The organism is Pararobbsia alpina, from assembly GCF_965118125.1.
Lineage (GTDB): Bacteria > Pseudomonadota > Gammaproteobacteria > Burkholderiales > Burkholderiaceae > Pararobbsia > Pararobbsia alpina_A.
This window is the reverse complement of record NZ_OZ221287.1, coordinates 4,018,353-4,038,644: the sequence shown is the minus strand read 5'-3', so window position 1 is coordinate 4,038,644 and position 20,292 is coordinate 4,018,353. Positions and strand designations below refer to the sequence as shown.

The 20,292-nt window shown below is 60.5% G+C and carries 21 protein-coding genes; 12 read left to right on the top strand and 9 right to left on the bottom strand.

Annotation, left to right across the window (positions count from 1 at the left end; genetic code table 11):
• Positions 1 to 3 precede the first annotated feature (3 nt).
• The 6 genes from prmA to ACMFWR_RS17375 form a co-directional block, all read right to left on the bottom strand.
• Entirely contained in the window at positions 4 to 915 is a 912-nt protein-coding gene (prmA, locus tag ACMFWR_RS17400; RefSeq protein ID WP_413192840.1) for a 50S ribosomal protein L11 methyltransferase, read from the bottom strand.
• Positions 908 to 2,275, bottom strand: coding sequence for an acetyl-CoA carboxylase biotin carboxylase subunit (accC, locus tag ACMFWR_RS17395; protein WP_413192839.1), 1,368 nt, complete (start codon positions 2,273 to 2,275; stop codon positions 908 to 910). The genes prmA and accC overlap by 8 nt, the downstream gene beginning before the upstream one ends.
• 16 nt (positions 2,276 to 2,291) lie before the next feature.
• Positions 2,292 to 2,759 (bottom strand): acetyl-CoA carboxylase biotin carboxyl carrier protein, encoded by a 468-nt coding sequence (gene accB / locus ACMFWR_RS17390; RefSeq protein ID WP_413192838.1) that lies wholly within the window; start codon positions 2,757 to 2,759, stop codon positions 2,292 to 2,294.
• An 81-nt stretch (positions 2,760 to 2,840) separates the two neighbouring features.
• A complete protein-coding gene (gene aroQ, locus ACMFWR_RS17385; RefSeq protein ID WP_413192837.1) occupies positions 2,841 to 3,296 on the bottom strand; it encodes a type II 3-dehydroquinate dehydratase in 456 nt (151 codons plus the stop codon).
• Between the two features lie 317 nt (positions 3,297 to 3,613).
• Positions 3,614 to 4,147 carry a TlpA family protein disulfide reductase gene (locus ACMFWR_RS17380; protein ID WP_413192836.1) on the bottom strand — a complete coding sequence of 178 codons (534 nt, stop codon included), beginning with the start codon at positions 4,145 to 4,147 and terminating at the stop codon, positions 3,614 to 3,616.
• A 144-nt stretch (positions 4,148 to 4,291) separates the two neighbouring features.
• On the bottom strand, positions 4,292 to 4,966 hold the full coding sequence (locus ACMFWR_RS17375; RefSeq protein ID WP_413192835.1) for a UDP-N-acetylmuramate--alanine ligase: 675 nt from the start codon (positions 4,964 to 4,966) through the stop codon (positions 4,292 to 4,294).
• A gap of 132 nt (positions 4,967 to 5,098) precedes the next feature.
• On the opposite strand from ACMFWR_RS17375, the gene mpl reads away from it, so the two are divergent.
• Genes mpl through mtgA form a run of 5 tightly spaced genes read left to right on the top strand, consistent with a single transcriptional unit; the run spans position 5,099 to position 10,955 of the window.
• Complete coding sequence (mpl, locus tag ACMFWR_RS17370; protein ID WP_413194944.1) at positions 5,099 to 6,535, top strand: UDP-N-acetylmuramate:L-alanyl-gamma-D-glutamyl-meso-diaminopimelate ligase; 1,437 nt, start codon at positions 5,099 to 5,101, stop codon at positions 6,533 to 6,535.
• The gene (locus ACMFWR_RS17365; protein ID WP_413192834.1) at positions 6,532 to 7,101 is read left to right on the top strand and encodes a YqiA/YcfP family alpha/beta fold hydrolase; all 570 of its coding nucleotides are present in this window, start codon (positions 6,532 to 6,534) and stop codon (positions 7,099 to 7,101) included. The genes mpl and ACMFWR_RS17365 overlap by 4 nt, the downstream gene beginning before the upstream one ends.
• A 10-nt stretch (positions 7,102 to 7,111) precedes the next feature.
• The gene (locus ACMFWR_RS17360) at positions 7,112 to 9,313 is read left to right on the top strand and encodes a ribonuclease catalytic domain-containing protein (protein WP_413192833.1); all 2,202 of its coding nucleotides are present in this window, start codon (positions 7,112 to 7,114) and stop codon (positions 9,311 to 9,313) included.
• A complete protein-coding gene (gene aroE / locus ACMFWR_RS17355; protein WP_413192832.1) occupies positions 9,313 to 10,200 on the top strand; it encodes a shikimate dehydrogenase in 888 nt (295 codons plus the stop codon). Before ACMFWR_RS17360 ends, aroE begins: the two co-directional genes overlap by 1 nt.
• A complete protein-coding gene (mtgA, locus tag ACMFWR_RS17350) occupies positions 10,197 to 10,955 on the top strand; it encodes a monofunctional biosynthetic peptidoglycan transglycosylase (protein WP_413192831.1) in 759 nt (252 codons plus the stop codon). Before aroE ends, mtgA begins: the two co-directional genes overlap by 4 nt.
• Before the next feature lie 181 nt (positions 10,956 to 11,136).
• Here mtgA and ACMFWR_RS17345 read toward each other — a convergent pair whose 3' ends face one another.
• Both ACMFWR_RS17345 and ACMFWR_RS17340 read right to left on the bottom strand, forming a co-directional pair.
• A complete protein-coding gene (locus ACMFWR_RS17345) occupies positions 11,137 to 11,475 on the bottom strand; it encodes a type II toxin-antitoxin system PrlF family antitoxin (protein ID WP_413192830.1) in 339 nt (112 codons plus the stop codon).
• 200 nt (positions 11,476 to 11,675) lie between these two features.
• Positions 11,676 to 11,912, bottom strand: a complete 237-nt coding sequence (locus ACMFWR_RS17340; RefSeq protein WP_413192829.1) for a helix-turn-helix domain-containing protein — start codon at positions 11,910 to 11,912, stop codon at positions 11,676 to 11,678.
• 306 nt (positions 11,913 to 12,218) lie between these two features.
• On the opposite strand from ACMFWR_RS17340, the gene ACMFWR_RS17335 reads away from it, so the two are divergent.
• The 4 genes from ACMFWR_RS17335 to ACMFWR_RS17320 all read left to right on the top strand — a co-directional run bounded on the left by ACMFWR_RS17335 (position 12,219) and on the right by ACMFWR_RS17320 (position 14,219).
• Positions 12,219 to 12,512: a SymE family type I addiction module toxin gene (locus ACMFWR_RS17335; RefSeq protein WP_413192828.1), complete on the top strand. Its 294-nt coding sequence runs from the start codon at positions 12,219 to 12,221 to the stop codon at positions 12,510 to 12,512.
• A gap of 381 nt (positions 12,513 to 12,893) precedes the next feature.
• Complete coding sequence (locus ACMFWR_RS17330; RefSeq protein ID WP_413192827.1) at positions 12,894 to 13,265, top strand: type II toxin-antitoxin system CcdA family antitoxin; 372 nt, start codon at positions 12,894 to 12,896, stop codon at positions 13,263 to 13,265.
• 149 nt (positions 13,266 to 13,414) lie between these two features.
• Complete coding sequence (locus ACMFWR_RS17325) at positions 13,415 to 13,690, top strand: hypothetical protein (RefSeq protein ID WP_413192826.1); 276 nt, start codon at positions 13,415 to 13,417, stop codon at positions 13,688 to 13,690.
• 4 nt (positions 13,691 to 13,694) lie between these two features.
• Positions 13,695 to 14,219, top strand: coding sequence for a helix-turn-helix transcriptional regulator (locus ACMFWR_RS17320; protein ID WP_413192825.1), 525 nt, complete (start codon positions 13,695 to 13,697; stop codon positions 14,217 to 14,219).
• Between the two features lie 297 nt (positions 14,220 to 14,516).
• Here ACMFWR_RS17320 and ACMFWR_RS17315 read toward each other — a convergent pair whose 3' ends face one another.
• A complete protein-coding gene (locus ACMFWR_RS17315) occupies positions 14,517 to 15,296 on the bottom strand; it encodes a hypothetical protein (RefSeq protein ID WP_413192824.1) in 780 nt (259 codons plus the stop codon).
• Between the two features lie 94 nt (positions 15,297 to 15,390).
• On the opposite strand from ACMFWR_RS17315, the gene ACMFWR_RS17310 reads away from it, so the two are divergent.
• From ACMFWR_RS17310 to ACMFWR_RS17300, 3 genes are all read left to right on the top strand, one after another.
• Positions 15,391 to 16,878 (top strand): TIR domain-containing protein, encoded by a 1,488-nt coding sequence (locus tag ACMFWR_RS17310; protein ID WP_413192823.1) that lies wholly within the window; start codon positions 15,391 to 15,393, stop codon positions 16,876 to 16,878.
• A gap of 1,363 nt (positions 16,879 to 18,241) precedes the next feature.
• Positions 18,242 to 19,216, top strand: a complete 975-nt coding sequence (locus ACMFWR_RS17305) for an IclR family transcriptional regulator (protein ID WP_413192822.1) — start codon at positions 18,242 to 18,244, stop codon at positions 19,214 to 19,216.
• Complete coding sequence (locus ACMFWR_RS17300; protein WP_413192821.1) at positions 19,213 to 20,271, top strand: 2-dehydro-3-deoxygalactonokinase; 1,059 nt, start codon at positions 19,213 to 19,215, stop codon at positions 20,269 to 20,271. Before ACMFWR_RS17305 ends, ACMFWR_RS17300 begins: the two co-directional genes overlap by 4 nt.
• Positions 20,272 to 20,292 lie beyond the last annotated feature (21 nt).

Here is a 20,292-nt window from a genome sequence, read left to right as displayed (position 1 = left end):
TTGTCAGGCGGCGTGTGCGCTGCCGCTCAGACAAACCCATCCTTCGTGTTCACGCCATACGGTCAGCGCGATATAGGGTGCGTAGGCGGCAATCACTTCTTCCGCCTGACGCGCGAGCACGCCCGAGAGAGCGAGCTGGCCACCTGCGCGAACGCGCGAACTCAGCATCGATGCCATGAGCTTGAGCGGGTTCGACAGGATATTGGCGACGACGATATCGAACTGACCATCGGGTGCATCGTCGGGCAACGCGTAGTCAACGACCGCATGATTGCGTTCGCTGTTCGAGCGCGCCGCGTCGACGGCTTGCGGATCGATATCGACACCGACGACACGCCGCGCACCGCATTTGTGCGCAAGAATCGCCAGAATCCCTGAACCGCATCCGTAGTCGAGCACGCTTTCGCCGCCATGCACGGTCTGCTCGAGCCACTCCATGCAGAGCCGCGTCGTCGGGTGACTTCCCGTGCCGAATGCGAGGCCCGGATCGAGTTCGAGAATCAACGCGTCGGGATCGGGCGCGTCATGCCACGACGGCACGACCCAGATGCGCTTGCCGATCGGAATCGGATCGAATTGCGATTGCGTGAGCCGAACCCAGTCTTCATTGGCGACATCGCGCACCGTGTGCGACGGCACCTGTTCGAGATCGAGTTCGTTCGCAGCCGCAGCGAGCAGCACGTCGGGCTCGGCGTCGGGCGACACCAGCGCGATTACGCGCGAGTGCGTCCAGGCCTCGCGCTCCGGCGTGAGGCCGGGTTCGCCGAACAACGGTTGCTCGTCGGGCGTATCCGCATCGGCATCTTCCACCGACACGGATAACGCACCGAGATCCATCAGCGCATCAGACAGCGCTTCCGCATGTTCGCGACCGATTTCGATCACGAGTTCACGATAGCTCGCCTGCTCAGACATCCTCGGACACCGCGTTCTTGCGCTCGTCGAGACGATGCTCAAGATAGTGAATGCTCGTGCCGCCTTCGACGAACTTCGCGTCGATCATCATCTCGCGATGCAGCGGGATGTTGGTATCGATGCCTTCCACGACCATCTCCGACAGCGCGATGCGCATGCGGTTGATGGCCTGTTCGCGCGTCGCGCCGTAAGCGATGAGCTTGCCGATCATCGAGTCGTAGTTCGGCGGCACGAAGTAGCCGTTGTACGCGTGCGAGTCGACACGAATGCCGGGGCCGCCCGGCGTGTGCCACGACGTGATGCGACCCGGCGACGGCGTGAACTTGAACGGATGCTCGGCGTTGATCCGGCATTCGATCGCGTGGCCGCGGAACTCGATATCGCGCTGGCGATAGCGGAGCTTTTCACCGGCGGCGACGCGGATCTGTTCCTGCACGATGTCGACGCCCGTGATGAGTTCCGACACGGGGTGCTCGACCTGCACGCGCGTGTTCATCTCGATGAAGTAGAACTCGTTGTTCTCGTAGAGGAACTCGAACGTGCCCGCACCGAGATAGCCCATCTTCTTGCACGCGTCGGCGCAGCGGTCGCCGATACGATCGATCAGGCGGCGCGCAATGCCGGGCGCCGGCGCTTCCTCGATGACCTTCTGGTGGCGGCGCTGCATCGAGCAATCACGCTCGCCGAGCCAGATGGCGTTCTTGAACTGGTCGGCCATCACCTGGATTTCGATATGGCGCGGGTTCTCGAGGAACTTCTCCATATAGACCTGGGGATTGCCGAACGCGCGGCCGGCTTCTTCCTTGGTCAGGTTGACGGCATTGACGAGCGCGGCTTCGGTATGGACGACGCGCATACCGCGTCCGCCACCGCCTCCGGCTGCCTTGATGATGACCGGATAACCGACCTGACGTGCGATCCGGATGATTTCCTTCGGATCGTCGGGCAGGGCGCCTTCCGAGCCCGGCACGCACGGCACGCCGGTCTTGATCATGGTCTGCTTGGCCGAGACCTTGTCGCCCATCATCCGGATGGTTTCAGGCTTCGGGCCAATGAACGTGAAGCCCGACTGCTCGACGCGCTCGGCGAAGTCCGCGTTTTCCGACAGGAAGCCATAACCCGGGTGGATTGCTTCGGCGTCGGTAACTTCGGCCGCGCTGATGATCGCGGGCATGTTCAGGTACGACAGCGGCGACGGCGCCGGGCCGATACACACCGCTTCGTCCGCAAGGCGCACGTACTTCGCTTCCTTGTCGGCTTCGGAATAAATCACAACGGTCTTGACGCCGAGCTCACGGCACGCACGCTGGATCCGCAGGGCAATTTCGCCGCGGTTGGCGATCAGGATTTTTTCAAACATGGCGAGGGGCGCTCGCTTACGCGATCACGAAAAGCGGTTGGCCGTATTCGACTGCCTGACCGTTTTCGACCAGGATTTCCTTGATGACGCCGCCCTTGTCGGCTTCGATCTCGTTGAGCAGCTTCATCGCTTCGATGATGCAGATCGTGTCGCCTTCCTTGACGGTATCGCCAACCTGAACGAACGCGTCGGCGCCCGGCGACGGTGCGCGGTAGAACGTACCGACCATCGGCGATGTGACGACGTGACCTTGAGCGATGGCAGCGGCCGGTGCGGCGGCTTCGCCGGCAGCAGCGGGTGCTGCCGGGGCTTGCGGTGCGATGCCGGCCTGGGGAGCGGCATATTGCATCGGTGCTTGCGGCATGTACACGGGCGCTGCGTTCTTGACGATGCGAACCTTGCCTTCGCCTTCGGTCACTTCGAGTTCAGAAATGCCGGACTCGGACACGAGGTCGATCAAGGTTTTGAGCTTACGAAGATCCATCGAATATCCCCAGATTCAAATCGCTATATACGAATTGCGGCGCCCTCCTGGGGGCGCCGCGCTGTCAGACGCGCCGCGGAGTCAGGCTCGCGGCGTCGTGGCGATGCGGTCCAACGCGAACTCGAGTGCGTACAGGTAGCCTTTCGAGCCAAGCCCGACGACGACCCCTTCTGCGATGTCGCTGAAGAACGAGTGATGCCGGAACGACTCGCGGCGATGCACGTTCGACAGGTGCACTTCGACAAACGGAATGGCTGTCCCGGCAAACGCGTCGCGCAGGGCGACGCTCGTATGGGTGAACGCACCCGGGTTGATGACGACGAATTCGACCTTTTCCTCACGCGCGGCGTGGATCCGGTCGATCAGTGCACCCTCGTGGTTGCTCTGAAAAGTGCCGAGCTCCACCCCGGCCTGCTGCGCGCGTGCTGTCAGGGCCGCGTTGATGTCGGCCAGCGTCTGATGGCCGTAGACGGCCGGCTCGCGCGTGCCCAGCAGATTGAGGTTGGGGCCGTGAAGCACCAGAATTCGAGGGGTCATACTAAATTTCGGTTCCGCGAAGTTGGCCGCACTTTACCGCCGTAAGAAAGAAGTTGTCCAGCAGAAGAAGAAAACGAACGGCCGGACGGCCACAGGAATACGCCGATTTTGCAGCTTTGTCGCGGAATTTCTTTGAATCCTTGCTTGTCACGCCGGTAAAACGCGAGAACGCATCAAAAGAGCGACGATCGGGGCATGAATGCGTTTGCGCGTGACTTTCGGAAATACTTTCCGGACGCGGCGCAATGGTGTCGCTTGCGTTCGCAACCAGGCAGCTTAAAACGAACGCAAGTGGTATCGGAGGATAGGCGAGTCGGCTAGAGCGCGTCGAGCGTTTGTGCGAGTTTCTCGGGTTTTACCTGACCCAGCGTTGTCGCACGCACCTTGCCGGTTTTATCGATGACGACGGTGAATGGAAGCGCGCCTTGTTCGTCACCGAACTGGCGTGCGAGGTCGCCACCGCCGAAACCGGCGATCACGAGCGGGTAGTTCACATTGACGCGGTGCACGAAGCCCTGAACGTTGGGGACCGTGTCGACGGCGATGCCGACGAAATTGATGCCCTTGGCCTCATATTGTTTATGAAGCGCCGACAAAGCAGGCATTTCGGCGATACAGGGGCCGCACCACGAGGCCCAGAAGTTCACGACGAGCGGTTTGCCGCGAAATTGCGACAGGGCTTGCTGCGTGTTGTCAGGCGCGGGCAACGTGGTTGCCCAAAGCGCGGACACCGCCGCATCGGAGCCATGTTCGGCGCCGCTTGCCCAGTCGACGACGCGCGGACCGGCAAACACCCCAACCGCCAACGCAGCGCAAGCCACCAGTGCGGGAGCGAGAAAACGTCGAGCCATGTGAATCCAACCTCAAAAAACAGAAATCCCATTGAGCATCGGGGTGCGAAGCGGCGCGCGCGCATCGCCTCGGCTGACACAGCGCAAACCGCAACTCCGGTTGCGCCGCCCGTCGCATCGCCTATGGCGATGTCGGTCGCCTACCTATCGATGCGCCGTATCGGCGCTGCCAACGGGCCCCGTGCCCTTATTTTCCGGCGCTGCAGTCAGCAGCGCATTGACCGCGGCTTCATTGGCGCGCATCGGCCGGCCCCTGCCGTCCGAACGTACCGCGCCGCGCAAATCGTCCGTGTCATACAGTGCAACGTGAATCCAGATGCGATCCGCTACCGCGGCATCGCGCCATGGAAAGCTCAATGTCTCGACCTGCCCTCGACCCGCAAAGTGCCGGGTCTCCGACACTTCATACTGCACCCCGGCGTTCAGCAGGAAGATCGCGACGTCTTTCGCGTTGTCGCAGAACGCCTGCAGGTGCACGTCCGAATGCTGGTTGGCCGTGCCATTGAGCACTGCACCCACCAGATACGGCTGGAACTCCGCGAGCCGGTGCATCCATTCCAGAGCAACGGCCCGCAGCGCCTGTAGCGTCTGCGGCTGGCTATCCGCCTGGAACAACGCCTGATATTCGCGAATTTCTTCTTCGATCTGCTCGTTATCGGGCAGCCATTCCCCGGCAATACGCGTATCGCCAATGATCTGGCGCGCAGCCTTACGTTTTGCCGTCGAGTAATCGAGGCCGTCTTCGGCGATCAAACGCGCCGCGACCGTCGCGATTTCGTCGCGCACGCGCCGTGGGTCAAGATAGGGTTTGCGAGACATACGGGGATGATACCCGACTGGCCGGTCGGTGCCTCTCTAGTTGAGCCGGACCCGGGAAAGCGGTTGCAACGACGGGCAATCGGGGCGCCGTTTGCCACGCGGCGGGCGGAGGCGGTCGGGTACAATGCCACGATTTCGGCGCGCGCTTTTCAGGCTCACATGCATATTCATATTCTTGGCATCTGCGGCACGTTCATGGGTGGCCTGGCGGTGCTCGCGCGCGAGCGCGGCCACCGTGTGACGGGATGCGATGCCGGGGTCTATCCGCCGATGAGCACACAGCTCGAGGCGCAGGGCATCGAGCTGATCGAGGGCTATGGCGAAGACCAGATTGCGCTGGCTCCCGATCTGTTCGTGATCGGCAACGTCGTCTCGCGTGGTAATCCGCTGATGGAAGCGATTCTCGATCGCGGCCTGCCGTACGTGTCGGGTCCGCAGTGGCTCGGCGAACATGTGCTGCAAGACAAATGGGTGCTTGCCGTCGCGGGGACGCACGGCAAGACGACGACCTCGTCGATGCTCGCCTGGCTGCTGGAAGATGCCGGCTACAACCCGGGCTTCCTGATCGGCGGCGTGCCACTGAATTTCGGGATCTCGGCGCGGCTGACCGATTCGGATTTCTTTGTCATCGAAGCCGACGAGTACGACACGGCGTTTTTCGACAAGCGTTCGAAGTTTGTGCACTACCGGCCGAAGACGGCGATCCTGAACAACCTCGAATTCGATCACGCGGATATCTTCCCCGATCTCGGCGCCATCGAGACGCAGTTCCATCATCTGGTGCGCACGGTGCCGAGGATCGGACGCGTCGTCGTCAACGGCATTGAGCCGGCGCTCGACCGCGTGATCGAGCGCGGCTGCTGGAGCGAGCTCGAACGCTTCGGCGTCACCGACGGCTGGGAGGCAGTGGCGCTCGACGGTCAGGCGCCCGACGCGATCGATACGCGATTCGGTGTGACGTTCGGTGGCCAGCGCGTCGGTGAAGTCAACTGGACGGTGCAGGGCGCCCATAACCGAATGAACGCGCTCGCGGCGATCGCGGCTGCGCGCCATATCGGCATCGTGCCCGAGCAGGCGGCCGAATCGCTGTCGCGTTTCCAGAGCGTCAAGCGGCGCATGGAGGTGCGCGGCACGGTTAACGGCGTGACGGTCTACGACGATTTCGCCCATCACCCGACGGCGATCCGCACAACGGTTGCAGGGCTGCGCCGCCGTCTCGGGCCGGATGGCGGCCGGATTCTCGCCGTGCTCGAGCCGCGCTCGAACACGATGAAGCTTGGCGTGATGAAGGCGCAGCTGCCCGGCAGCCTCGAAGGCGCCGACCGCGTCTACGGATATGGCGCGCCAAGCGGTCGCGACGCGCTGGGCTGGAACCTCGCTGAAGCGCTCGGTCCGCTCGGCGAAACGGCACGCGCGTTCGACAATCTTGAAGCGCTGGTGAGCGCCGTCACGCATGACGCGCGCGAAGGCGACCACGTGCTCGTAATGAGCAACGGCGGTTTCGGCGGCGTGCACGACAAGCTGCTCAAGGCGCTTGCCGCACCCTCGCAACGCGGAGCCGCTGCGTGATTGTTTACCTGCATGGGTTTCGTTCGTCGCCGCGTTCGTTCAAGGCGCGGCTGCTGGCGGAACGCATGTCGGAGCGCGGTCTTGCGCATGAATGGTTGTGCCCGACGTTGCCCGTGTCGCCGCTCGAGTCGATCGCGCTGGTCGAACAGGCGCTTGCGGGGATTCCTGCCGATCAGGTGAGCCTGATCGGCAGTTCGCTCGGCGGCTATTACGCGACTTACCTCGCCGAGCGTCACGGGTATCGCGCCGTGCTGCTCAATCCCGCGACCGATCCGGGTCGCGATCTGTCGCATTACGTCGGCGAGCAGACACTGTGGCATGGAGGCGGCAGCATCGTCGTCGAACCGCGCCATATCGATGAATTCAGAACATTGGCGGTCGCGTCGATCACGCGGCCGGAACGTTATTACCTGATTGCCGCAACGGGCGATGAAGTGCTCGACTATCGAGACATGTTGAAGTTCTATGCTGGAGTCACGACGACGCTCATCGAGGGTTCGGATCACGGCATCAGCGACTTCGATCACTACTGCGACCGGACGCTCGCTTTTTGCGGCATTGTCTAGAGAGTATTGCGTGAACGTTTTTTTTGAGGAATCAGGCAGTTTCAAGGCCGGCACGGTGCTCGCCAAGCAAGGCGACGCGTTCCAGGTGGAATTGCCCGGCGGGCGGCGTGCCAAGGTCCGCAACAAGGAAGTGCTGCTCGAGTTCGACGCGCCGACGCCGGCGGAACTCATGCAACAGGCCGATGCCGAGTCACAGGACATCGACCCCGAATTTCTTTGGGAATGCGCGCCCGCCGACGAGTTTGCGTTCGGCGCGCTCGCGGACGACTACTTCGGCGCCAAGCCGAGCCCGGTCAAGCAGGCCGGGCTGCTGTTGCGCATCCATGCGTCGCCGATTTACTTCCGCAAGAAGGGGCGCGGTCAGTATCAGCGCGCACCGGAAGAGCAACTGCGTGCCGCGCTGGCCGGACTCGAGCGTCGCCGCCAGCAGGCTTTGGTCCAGCAGGGCTACGAAGACGAACTCAAGGCGCGTCGTTTGCCCGACGCGTTCAAGGGCAAGGTCATCGGCCTGCTGACGAAGCCCGACAAGAACTCGATCGAATACAAGGCGCTCGAAGGCGCCGCGACCGCGCTTGGCGTGTCGCCGTCGCGTCTGATGCTCGACGCGGGTGGGGTGGCATCGCCGCGCGTGCTGCACGAAGCGAAGTTCCACGCCGAGTACTTCCCGTACGGCACGGGCTTCGCGCCGATCGAGTTCGCACCCGATCTCGCCGAGTTGCCCGTCGGTGAGGGCGAGGCATTCTCGATTGACGACGTCACGACGACGGAAATCGACGACGCGTTCTCGGTGCGCCGTCTGCCGGATGGCCGGATTCGCGTCGGTATTCACATTGCCGCTCCGGCGCTGGGTATCCAGCGCGGTGACGTAGTCGACCAGATCGCGCGCACGCGGTTGTCGACCGTCTATATGCCGGGCGACAAGATCACGATGCTGCCCGACGGCGTCGTCGACGTCTTCACGCTGAAGGAAGGTGGCCTGCGCCCGGCGCTGTCGCTGTACATCATCGTCAACGATTCGACGTATGAGATTGTGACGACCGAGACGCGCGCCGAGATGATTTTTGTGCGCAGCAATTTGCGGCACAACCACCTCGACGACATCGTCACGGAAGAGGCGCTCGACGCCGGCACGGGCGAGTATCCGCACAAGGAAGAGATCGCAATGCTGTGGCCGCTTGCGAAGGCGCTGTATGAAAAGCGCCAGCAGGCGCGGATCGGCTTTGGCCTGAAGCGCGAAGTCCAGCGCAACCACGACTTCAATTTTTACCTTGATGGCGAGCATGTGACGATCACGCCGCGCAAGCGGGGTTCACCGCTCGACTCGATCGTCGCGGAACTCGCGATCGTGGCGAACAGCACGTGGGGCGCGTTGCTCGGCGATCACGGCGTGCCGGGCATCTATCGCGCGCAACGCTCGTTTGGCCCGAACCGTACGCGCATGCAGACGTCGCCGGCGCCGCACGAAGGCCTCGGTGTCGATCAGTATGCGTGGAGCACGTCGCCGTTGCGGCGTTATGTCGACCTGGTCAATCAGTGGCAGTTGCTCGCGTGCGCCGAGCACGGCGTGGCCGCGAAGCTCGTTGCGCCGTTCAAGCCGAAGGACGCCGATCTGTATGCGGTGCTGCAGAGCTTTGACGAGACGTACGGCGCGTACGCCGACTACCAGAACAAGATGGAAACGTTCTGGTGTTTGCGCTGGATCCAGCAGGAGAAGCGCGAGCGCGTGTCGGCGACCGTCGTCAAGGGCGACCTCGTGCGGCTCGAAGAGATTCCGTTGATGCTGCATGTGCCGGGCCTGGGTGTGCATGCGCGCGGTACGCGTGTGCTGCTCGATGTGGTGTCGATCGACGAACTGACCGTCGAAGCGTCGACGCGTCTGGTCCAGGTGCTCGACACGCCGGTGGCGAGCGATGTCGCGGAAGCGGACGAGGGCGAGGACGAAGAATCCGATCAGGCCGAAAGCGCGGAAGTCGAACGCGCCGAGGGCGATGAGGATTCGGCGATGCGCGACGAAGCGCAACTGGCTGCAGAGGAGCAGGGCGCGGACTCAGAGGGCGGTCACGCTGAGCGTGCCGCAGGGGCTGAAGCGGCTGGCGGAGTCGAAGGCGCCAAGGGTTCTGGCGGCGAGCAGCAAGCTGACGGTGCGGAAGGCGCCGAAGGCGACGTGCACGCGAATGAGCATGCCGGAAGCGACGACGGAGCGAAGCACTGATGTCGACCGCATCGTCCGTGGGTGCCGCGGCGAAGACGCCAGCCACCGAATTCGATCGATACGTGGTGATCGGCAATCCGATCGCACATAGCAAGTCGCCGTGGATTCATGCGCGGTTTGCCGCGCAAACCGGCGAAGCGGTGGCCTACGATCGGCTGCTCGCGCCGGTTGATGCGTTCGTCAGTACGGTGCGGGCATTTATCGAGCAAGGCGGGCGCGGCCTTAACGTGACCGTACCGTTCAAGCTCGAAGCACATGCATTCGCTGACCGGTTGTCGCCGCGCGCGGCTGCAGCCGGCGCGGTCAACACGTTGAAGGTCGAAGCCGATGGTTCGGTCAGCGGCGACAACACGGATGGCGTCGGACTCGTGCGCGACATCGAGCAGAACCTCGGTGTCACGCTGGCTGGCAAGCGCGTGCTCTTGCTCGGGGCGGGTGGCGCGGCGCGCGGCGTCGTATTGCCGCTCGTCGACGCGGGCGTGCTCGAAGTGGCGATCGTGAATCGCACGGCGAGCAAAGCGATCGAGCTTGCCGCGACGTTCGAAGGCACACGCGCTCGTGTGTATGGCGGTAGTGCCGACATCGCCAACGGCGCATTTGATGTCATCGTCAACGCGACCGCAGGCAGCCTCGGCGGTGAGGTGCCGTCGTACGGCGTGGAGTCGGTCGGTGCCGAAACGCTGGCCTACGACATGATGTACTCGGCGCAGCCCACCGTTTTTATGCGCGACGCCGCCGCACGCGGCGCGCGCGTTGCGGATGGTCTGGGCATGCTCGTCGAGCAGGCCGCCGAGTCGTTCGCGATCTGGCGCGGTGTCCGCCCAGATAGCGCGACCGTGCTCGCCGAACTGCGCGCCATGCTCGCAGCACCGAGCCAGGCGACATGACCCTCGTCGTCGATTCGGTGCCGACCGGCCCGACGGGACGCTCGGGTTCGCGGCGTCGCGTATTCGGATGGCCCGCGTATGTGTTCGGGTTGCTCGCATTCGCGTGGATCGCGACGCAGGCCTTTTATTTCGTGCAGATCGGCATCTGGACGTTCATGAATCCGTCGGATACGGCGTTCATGCGCGCCGCAAAATGGCGGTTCTGGCACGACGGCGAGTCGATCACGTTCCAGCATCAATGGGTGCCGTACGACGGCATCTCGCGCAATCTCAAACGCGCGATCATCGCGTCGGAAGACGCGGACTTCGTGAACAACAAGGGCTACGAAGTCGACGCTATCCTGCAGGCATGGGAAAAGAACAAGAAGAAAGGCCATATGTCGGCTGGCGGATCGACGATCACCCAGCAACTCGCCCGGAACCTGTTTTTATCGACCGAAAAGACCTATATCCGTAAAGGGCAAGAACTCATCATCACCTTGATGCTCGAGTTCTGGATGGACAAGGAACGGATCTTCGAGATCTACCTGAACTCCGTCGAATGGGGCAAAGGCGTGTACGGCGCACAAGCCGCAGCAGCTCACTACTACAAGACCGATGCATCGAAGCTGTCGGTTGGCCAGTCCGCACGACTCGCCGTGATGCTGCCCCGACCGAAATACTTCGATGACCACCGCAACGGCCCCTACCTGACGAGCCGCGCCGCCGTCATCGCGCACCGCATGGGCGCTGCTGAACTTCCCTCCGACAAGTAGCCCCGGAACTCACTCCACGACGGCAGCCCCTCGGCTTGGTTCGTCCGAAATTGTTATACAAGTTTCGGACAAGGTGTTCACACGCGTCCGCTCTCTGCGTACACCCATTTACGCAACGCCGGAGGCACTAACCTATGCGATCCATCGCGCTGACTCGTTGTCGAGGCGGCCGCAACGACGCTTAGTTGAGAAAATATTCGTCCGGTGGGAGATGCGCATTGAGATCAACCTCGACGCCCTCAGTCAGTTCCTTTGTCCGCTCGAGGAGGGCGGGTGGAAAAGGAGCCGCGCGTCGAAGAAGTCGCTGAAAGGAGCGCGTCGAAAGATCGAGGGCGGGATCACTCTGGAGTTCGCTTTCGGCGCTGGCGCGTGTGATTGTGACTTCACCCGTCTGCGCGATTGTGTAACGGATCTTGTCACGCTTACCAAGTTTCAGCGCCAGCCGGATGGCTTCGGGCACTTCAGTTTGAAAGCAATCGGTGAGAGACGACTCTGCTGTCGTCACAAATTCAAAGGCCACGGTTGATCCTCTTTGACCCACCCAATATTAGGGCAATGAAATGGCATTGCCACGTCTGGTGCGCTATGCAAACTACAGGCTGCGCCGTGGCGAACAAATCCGCTTTCAAGATATGCGCAAATGGACGAACGAGACGACCATTCGGAAAGACATGTCGGTGAGGAGCGAAGCCTAGCCGAACATATTCAGCGTTCGGTTGCTCAGTCGAACGGCTTAAAAAACTCGGCCGGGTGAACACCCAGCAGCTGTGACAGCCGCCAGATCGCATCGATCGTGATGTTGATTCTGCAGCGTTCGATCTGGCTCACGTAGGTGCGGTGGAAGCCGAACGTGTTGGCCATGCCCTCTTGGGAGTAGCCGGCTGCTTGCCGTAGACGTCGCAGGTTGATAGCGACGAGCTTGCGGGCTTCGTTCGTTTCGGGAAGGGGTTTGAACATGGACGCTAGCGTGCTCAAAGTCTGAATTCAAATCCACCGATTCCTGCATATCCGTCTCACCAAATATACCTATACTCAACTATCGTTTTTCGGCGCAGAAGTGGGTTCCTCGCATAGGAGCTCGATGATCGGCGTCGAACGATGCAGCGTGGCTCGCCTCACCAGCAAGCTACACCGGGACAACGGAAGTGCTTCGTTGGCTGCCAGTAGAAAGAGCGGGAGAACACTCACAGTGCTCGCTTCGACGACTCGACGCATGCCATTTATTCCGTTGTCCTAATGCTTTGACGACCGGACCTACTCGATATGCGGAACGATGCTTACACTGAGTTCGAAACGAACCCACAACCCAAAGCCCAAATGCGCAGAGGTCGCGTCGGATCCTTCCGGGCGGGCGAATCCCCGATGATCAAACTGCAGGCCAAGTGGCTTCGAGCGGCAGGCTTCGATACCGGGACAGATTTCGTCATACACGTGACGCAGGGGATGCTTGTCCTCGTGTCCGCCTCGACGATTTCAAGCTCCAACGAGAAGATTGAGCGTCCGCCCCTGGCGACTGAAGCGCTTATGCGTGGCCGTTCTGCGAAACGCTCCCGCTGACTCGCGCGTCGATATGGCCCGATGTGAACTCGTGATCCGTCGGCGGTATTCGAGCAGCCGACGGGTTTCGTGAGCGCATAGCCTCCAGAGTGCCGCTCTCCGAAGTTCCGCCGCGACCGCCGGTTCGTCGGGTCTTCGATGCTCGACTTCTGGATGAACAAGGCACGTATCGTCGAGATCTACGTGAATTCGGAGGCGTGTACGACGCACAAGCCACCATGGCTCATCGCCAGAAGACCGACGCGCCGAAGCTCTTAGTCGGCAAATCCGCACGGCTCGCGGTGATGCTGTTGCGCCTCCAATAATTCGACGACCACTGCAGCAGCGCGCGCGTGAAGCCGCGCTACCGTGATTGCGCTTCGTAATTCCCTGCCACGCGCAATGGCCTTCGCCATTGCCACCGGTATTGCGTCGGGAAGAAGCCACCAGTCAAAAGCCTCTCGACGATTGATGCAGTCTCTCAGCGCGAAACGTGAAAGCGCGTGCAGGCTGCGCAAGGCACCATCGCGCGAATCATCCCAAGCGGACCACCTCACGCGCAGAATTGCCGGCCACCGATTCGGAAGGCTCCAGTCAAATCGCGCGCATATTTTTCGCACCTTAGAGCTACGCATGCCGAGTGAACCCGAAGCGCCAACTGTTTCCACAACGCTGGCTGAAGAGTGGGCAGCGCAGCACGCCGACTTGGTCGAGGCGTATGCGGCGATGCTGGAACGAGAGGGGTTACCGCTAGAGCGGTATCGAAGCTTCTAAGTCTGAATGCGCGGTGGGACACATCTTTGTCCCGAAGCTGATGAGTGAAAACGCGTGTGTGTCTGCATTGGGTGGAACGACCTTGCGCGGCCACAGGCCGGGTTGTCATTTGACAACCAAATCGGCTGTCCCCATACTGGAGATCCCTGATGGCTCGTTCCTCTCATCCGAAGAAAGAGGTTGAGGAAGCGCTGAGGTACGCCGAAGAGCAGAGTTGGCGCGTTGAAGTCGGCGGCAGCCATGCGTGGGGGCGGATGTACTGTCCGTACAACGATGACGAATGCCGCTGCGGCGAGTTCTGCATCATCAGTGTGTGGAGTACACCGAAGAACCCCGGCAACCATGCGCGAGTTTTGCGGCGCGTCGTGGATAACTGCACTGCGCATCGCGGGCAGGGCCAGTCCGACGACGATGCCAAGGAGTAAAACGATGGAATACTCGTTCACCCTGAAGTACCAACTCACTGACGATGATCGCGACATCGATTCGCTGGTCGAGCGCTTGGGCGAAGCAGGGTGTACTGATGCGCTGGTTGGCATCGGGCAGCCGGGACGACTGGCGTTGGAGTTCGTTCGCGAGGCGCCGGATGCCGATGCTGCTGTACGTAGCGCGTTGGCTGATGTGCGCAGCGCTCTGCCGTCGGTCAAGTTGATCGAGGCGTCGCCGGATTTGGTTGGTCTAACCGATGTGGCCGAGCTGGTTGGCGTGTCGCGGCAGAACATGCGCAAGCTAATGCTTGCCAACCCGGGCAGCTTCCCGACGCCGGTTCATGAGGGCAGCGCGTCGTTATGGCATTTGGCGGACGTCTTAGCCTGGTTGCAGACCAAGGGAACCTATCTGCTAGCCAAGGAGTTGTTCGACGTGGCCAAGGTGGCGTTGCAGGTGAACGTGGCGAAAGAGGGCGGCCGGATATCGTGTTCGACTTTTAGCGAGTTGCGAGCTCGGCTCGGATAAGCGAGGTCGCTTAGGTAAATTTCGGCGCTAGGTCGCTCAACGACAGCGGTCACGTAGATCGCGTGCTTCCAGCCGCCCTCGGTGCGTGAGTACGCGCCACTTGAAATTCGGTTTTTGCGACACGTACCCGCCCATTGTCGCCGAGCTCGATGCTAGCGGATGGTCTCCGAGTGTTACGGGTATGCGCGATTTTTTAACGCGTTCAATCGCCCTATGAATATCGTCTCAGCTAACGCGAAGACGGTGATTGTTGCGCCATGTCTATTGTTCCTTCCTTCTGGCGAAGTCGGTCGTCAGTCAGATCAGCCGACCAAACGCGTCCTGCTCTTCCTTTGCGAACTCGATGCGAGTATCTCTGGCAAGCGTCTTCATGCGAGAGGCAAATGCGGGGAGATGTCCACGTTGTACGATCTTGACGCACGTTGATACCGCGTCAGGGATTCGAGCAGAAAAGAGAAATTCAGATTCATCAACGGCCGATAGCAACAGCTCTCCGTTGTTATCCATCGAACATTCGTACAACGGTGCATCGATCACGATGACTGGGAACGTAAAAGTAAGTCGGGGGATGTCACCTAAGTCTCTGCGCGCCAGATCGTGACAGCCCTTTATCGCAGACATTGCGGCTGAGTAAGCGGAGTCGTTGTTCCCCGCGAACGCTTGTCGCAGGCCGTATCCACACCTGTCTGATCGGCTCACGTGTTTCGCAAACCATGGCGATTTTCCCGGCTGTCGACTGACCACCGCTGCCATCGCATCCTTCGAGAGAACGCCGAACGCGAATATTCGATTAAAGCGTGCGAGGGCGTCCTCCGATGTAAGGACGACCCACGGGTTCGACGAAGCCTTGCATTCGATAACGAATGAGACCTCAATAATGCCGAAGCTATCGGGGTCCGAAGCCACAACATCAAGCTCACGCCCTTTGTTGGTCTCGCGATCAACGAATATTCCTGCTTGACGGACATCGAACTCGACCTTGCGAAATGCGGAAGCCACGTCCATCTCAAGAGGAAACCCGGTCTTCTGTATCCATTCGTATAGCTTGCTTTCAAGGATTGAGTCATTGTGCGTCATAAGATCTTCTCAACGAAACTTATTTGTCTGATGATAGACTTCGGCAAAGCGAGAGATAGCGGTAGCGAAACCTATACAAATTATCGGAGGCTATGTGGCTGCGCGAGTCCTGGAGGACGTTTTTGTTACAGAAGGCGTTCCGGAAGAAACATTTATTGATCCACCTAACTTCAATGATATCTATGTCGACGTCCGACACCCGACTAAACCGGTGGTGATTGAGGGTCCGTCGGGTACAGGGAAGACATCTACCATCAAGAAGATATTGGAAAGGCTTGGCCGTTCGAGCGATGCTGTGTATTTGACTGCACGCAGCGGCGAGGACGTCGCGATGATTGGCCTACTGGTAGATGATCCCTCGTATGGAATATTCGTGATCGATGATTTTCATCGCTTGCCGGCGCACTACCAAGACAAACTCGCACAAATCGCAAAGCTTGCGGCTGATGAAAGTGACGCAAAGCAGCAAAAAAAGCACCCGAAGCTCGTTCTTATCGGCATCAATGAGGTCGGTGCAAAGCTAATCGAAATGGCAGCCGACGTTGCGAAACGGTGCGGAATTCATCGAATCGAGGCAGGGCGGTTGGTCGACTCGCGCGCCTTGATAGCGAAAGGTGCCTCTGCTTTGAACGTCGAATTTTCTGACGAGGATGGATTTCATGAGGAAAGTCGAGGAGATTATTGGCTTCTTCAGACGCTTTGCAAGCAAGCATGCCTTGCTGCAGGGGTCATGGAGTCCAAGGACGACAAGGTAAGAATAACTCCCGATTTCGTTAGTATTCGGAAAAAAATTGTCGATAATCTGGCGAATGCATACCTTGAGTCGGTTAAAGAGTTTTGTCGAGGGCGGCGCTTTCGACCAAGCAACGACCCTTATTATCGTATTCTGAGATTTATAGCCACGCAGGGAGAAAGTTCCAGCGTAGATCTTGTCGAGTTGGCTAATGCGAATCCAAGCATTGCCGGTAGCATTAACAACGTGAAAGACCACCGGCTGTCTGTGCTGATTCAAGAAAAGCCAAAGGTGGGGCAATACCTTTATTACAATCGACAGACAAACAGATTCTCAGTTGAAGATCCCGCTCTCTTTTATTATCTTCGTCATCTAGATTGGGATAAGGTGCGATCCGACTGCGGCTTTCGCGATGCAGCGATTCAGCACACTTGGGATCTCGCAATTAGTTTCGCCGGCGAAAATCGAGAGCTCGCCAAGTACGTCGCGGATAAGTTGAAAGAAATGGACGTGAGCGTCTATTTTGACGAAGACTACGAGGTCGCGATTCTTGGGAAAAAACTTAGCGACGAGTTTGAGACCGTCTTCGGGAAATCGGCAAAATACGTAGTGTGCTTTCTTGATAAGCACCATCGCGCGAAGATCTGGCCAACTTTCGAGCGAGACGTATTTGCCCGTCGGGTGGAGGATCAGGCTGTTATTCCAATTTATCTTGATGATGAGAAATTTGTCGCTATTCCGTCAGACTTGTACGGAATTTCATTCAAGGTAAATCGAGAAACGGAGCCTGACTGGCGCCGACGGGCTAATGACGAGATTGTTCTAAAACTAGTCGATAAAGTCGCCTGATCCAATGTTCGGCTAGCCGATTGCCTGATCACGGGCGTGGAGGGTGACGATGGCGTCCTTCTGCGCCCAATTATTATCGTACGGTGGTCGTCAATCGGTTTTTCGCCCTTTCGACGAAATAAATTCATAGGCACGTGACTACTTGCGACAATCCCCTAGCTCATCAGAAGGTATACGGAGCCTCTCGGTCAGACTAAACACCCGAGGAGTGATTATCTTGTTTGTCGCTAAGCACGCCCCCAAGAAAACAAAACGAACGGGAGTGACGTTGAGTTGAAGCTAGGTTTCAACAGGCTCACGTCGAAGTTGGGAAAGTTTTTGCTGCCCTGCAAGTCGAGTGATTTAGGCTGCGTTGCTCAAGCGAATTAGGCATCAATTTTTTTCGCGTTTGTGGAAGTTAGCGGCGCAATGCATAGGTTCGGGCAAGAAAGTGATTTCGCCTTTGGCGGTGAACGAAGTGTTCAATGCTGAAACAGCGTCGTTTGTTATTGTCGGACCTCTTTCATTAACCATCGGTACTTAAGGGAAGCGCATTGCGTCGTTTCGTGGCGTATCGGGCCAGGCCGGCTGCGCTTTGGTGCTTAAGCAAGCTGCCAAAGAGCGCGTACGTCTCAGTTGTCGTCGATAGCCTCAAAAAACTCGACTAAATACACAGACGGGTTTCGTCATTCATGTGACGCAAGGCATGCTCGTCCTTGTGTCCGCTTCGACGATCTCAAGTTGTAACCGGAAGATTGAGGTCAGCCGACGACGGTAGGCGAATCCACACGTGTTTGTTCCGTAAAGCGTGATCGCTGACGTGCCTCCATCGTTATGGCCCTCGCGGACTAACCGTTCGCCCTGCCCGAAATGCGGGCCAAGGCTCCGCACCACCCGAGCCTTGGCGCCTGAAACGCGACGAACACTTCACTAAACTAACTTCCGCGGGACGCCCGCCGTCCCGCCACCCATCCCCTCGGTCATTCTGTCCGGACGCTCCGCGCCGCAGCACATCTCGGTCAACCCTCCCGCCAGCGCAGATAATTTGCCGCTCAATTGGCCTCGCAGCGCACCTGCAGCATCGATCCTTATCCGGATAGACCTAGGCAATCGGCTAACTCCCTGTTTTCATTGTCGCAACGCACCAATTCCCATTAAATGAGAGCGTCATTCAGATATTGAACGCTTGGTTGCCCCGTCCTAAAATCCGCCGCAGCGTGACCGGGTCGACCGGCTGCGCAATCAGCGCGACACGGGCTACCCCGCATCGCAGATCAGAACAAGATCGGGAGACACACGGCTGGGCCGCCGCACACGGCAAGCGCGATACCGCGCACAGTGCGACGCAGCCCTGCGTGCGAACGCGAAGCACCAGCGGAACATCATGGACAAGACGCTCAACCACGCACTCACCGAGGATCACCCTCAGGGCGAGCACGCGTCGACCCCGTTGCACATGGCGGCCCCGGCCGCAGCCGGCAACGGACGCGCCCCCGGCTCGCCTGCGCAGCCGCTTAAAGCCGCAGCGGGCGCCACTGTCCAGACGCCTTCGACGCTGACCGACGCGACCCCGCAGCAAGCCGGTACACAGACGTTGCTGCGTGGCCTCGCGATTCTCGAAGCCGCCGCCGCAGGCGCGCGTGACCTCAAGACATTCGGTGCCGCACTCGGCACGACGCGCTCCACGACGCATCGCCTCGTGTCGAGCCTCGTGCAAGCACGCTATCTGCGTCAGGTGCAGGGCGGTTATCTGCTCGGCCCGAAGCTCATCGAGCTCGGCGCGGTGTCCCTTGAACAAATGCCGCTGTCGGCCGTTGCGCGCCCGCACCTCGAACGCCTTGCCGAAGCCACGCGCGACACGATTCACCTCGGCGTGCGCGAAGGCGGCGATGTGCTGTATATCGACAAGATTCCCGGCACGCGCGGGCTCGAAATGCGTTCGCGTGTCGGCCATCGCATGCCGCTCGCGTGGACGGGCATCGGCAAGGCGCTGATTCTCGATCTCGCACCGACGGCTTGGGAAGCCCTGTGGGACGCGGCCCGCCGCAGCCCCGACTACGCCGACCTGCCGACACCGTACACGCGTGACACGTTTATCGACCGCATGACCGGCTATGCCGGCCTCGGTCACACGTTCGACCTCGAAGAAAACGAACCCAGTATCCGATGCGTCGCCGCGCCTGTTCGCGACGCGTCCGGCTTGATCGTCGCTGCGCTTTCCGTCGCGAGCACGATCCCTTATATGCCGCTCGAGCGCATGCAAGAGCTGGTTCCGGTGATTCAGCGCGAAGCCCGCGCAATCTCCGAAGAACTCGGCTGGCGTGCGCCACAACCTACGACCCGACGGATCAAACGATGAGTGAAGCAGTCAGCAGTGTGTCGCGTCCCGATGAACCGGGCGCGGCGCACGACACCCCCGCGGACCTGTCGCAAGCCGTGCTCGTGGCCCTCGACTGGGGTACGAGTTCGCTGCGCGCCTACCTGTTCGCCGCACAAGGCAAGGTGATCGCGGTGCGCAACCTGCCGTGGGGCGTGATGAAGCTGCCGCGTCCCGCCGCCGAAGGCGGTTTCGACGAAGCGTTCGAAGCGGCCTGCGGCGACTGGCTCGATGCGCGTCCCGGTCTTCCGCTGATTGCGTGCGGCATGGTCGGCAGCGCACAGGGCTGGGTTGAAGCCACGTATATCGACACGCCCGCGGACGCGAACCGCCTCGCATCGTCGCTCGCTGAAGTGCGCACGCAGCGCGGCGTGACGTTGCGCATCGTGCCGGGTGTGCTCGAACGCGGCGCACTGCCCAACGTCATGCGCGGTGAAGAGACGCAGATCCTCGGCGCGATGCTCGGCGACCGTGCGGCAGGCCAGGGCGATGCGTCACGGAAGACGCTGGTCGGCCTGCCGGGCTCGCACGCAAAGTGGGCGATCGTCGAAGGCCGCAGCATCGAACGTTTCCACACATTCATGACCGGCGAGGCGTTTGCCGCGCTGCGCGATCACACTATTCTCGGCCGCACGATGCGTACGCCCGATAACCCCGACAGCGAAGCATTCCTGCGCGGCGTCTCGGTCGCGCGCGGTGCGTCGGAAGCCGGCATGCTCGCAACGATTTTCTCGACGCGCACGCTCGGCCTCACGGGTCAGCTCGACGCGGCCCAACAGCCCGACTATCTGTCGGGCCTGCTGATCGGTCACGAACTCTCTGGCCTCGAAAAGCTGCTCGAACACGAAGGCGCAACCTGGACTTCGCAGCCCGTGTTGCTGATCGGAGAAACGACGCTCGTCGAACGCTACCGCCTCGCGCTCGCGCACTTCGGCTGCACGCACGCGCAGACCGTGCACAACGCGACCGAACGCGGCCTCTGGCAGATCGCCAGCCAGGCCGGCCTGATCGAACCCGCTGCAAACGCGCCGCGCTGAGCGCATTGCCCGACATCACAC

Coding starts and splice junctions, on each gene's coding strand:
- aroQ (WP_413192837.1), bottom strand. CDS start 3,296: ATGACCCCTCGAATTCTGGTGCTTCACGGCCCCAACCTCAATCTGCTG.
- accC (WP_413192839.1), bottom strand. CDS start 2,275: ATGTTTGAAAAAATCCTGATCGCCAACCGCGGCGAAATTGCCCTGCGG.
- mtgA (WP_413192831.1), top strand. CDS start 10,197: ATGACCCTCGTCGTCGATTCGGTGCCGACCGGCCCGACGGGACGCTCG.
- ACMFWR_RS17375 (WP_413192835.1), bottom strand. CDS start 4,966: ATGTCTCGCAAACCCTATCTTGACCCACGGCGCGTGCGCGACGAAATC.
- aroE (WP_413192832.1), top strand. CDS start 9,313: ATGTCGACCGCATCGTCCGTGGGTGCCGCGGCGAAGACGCCAGCCACC.
- ACMFWR_RS17325 (WP_413192826.1), top strand. CDS start 13,415: ATGGCTCGTTCCTCTCATCCGAAGAAAGAGGTTGAGGAAGCGCTGAGG.
- ACMFWR_RS17340 (WP_413192829.1), bottom strand. CDS start 11,912: ATGTTCAAACCCCTTCCCGAAACGAACGAAGCCCGCAAGCTCGTCGCT.
- accB (WP_413192838.1), bottom strand. CDS start 2,759: ATGGATCTTCGTAAGCTCAAAACCTTGATCGACCTCGTGTCCGAGTCC.
- ACMFWR_RS17320 (WP_413192825.1), top strand. CDS start 13,695: ATGGAATACTCGTTCACCCTGAAGTACCAACTCACTGACGATGATCGC.
- ACMFWR_RS17305 (WP_413192822.1), top strand. CDS start 18,242: ATGGACAAGACGCTCAACCACGCACTCACCGAGGATCACCCTCAGGGC.
- ACMFWR_RS17300 (WP_413192821.1), top strand. CDS start 19,213: ATGAGTGAAGCAGTCAGCAGTGTGTCGCGTCCCGATGAACCGGGCGCG.
- ACMFWR_RS17330 (WP_413192827.1), top strand. CDS start 12,894: ATGGCCTTCGCCATTGCCACCGGTATTGCGTCGGGAAGAAGCCACCAG.
- prmA (WP_413192840.1), bottom strand. CDS start 915: ATGTCTGAGCAGGCGAGCTATCGTGAACTCGTGATCGAAATCGGTCGC.
- ACMFWR_RS17335 (WP_413192828.1), top strand. CDS start 12,219: ATGCGGAACGATGCTTACACTGAGTTCGAAACGAACCCACAACCCAAA.
- ACMFWR_RS17315 (WP_413192824.1), bottom strand. CDS start 15,296: ATGACGCACAATGACTCAATCCTTGAAAGCAAGCTATACGAATGGATA.
- ACMFWR_RS17380 (WP_413192836.1), bottom strand. CDS start 4,147: ATGGCTCGACGTTTTCTCGCTCCCGCACTGGTGGCTTGCGCTGCGTTG.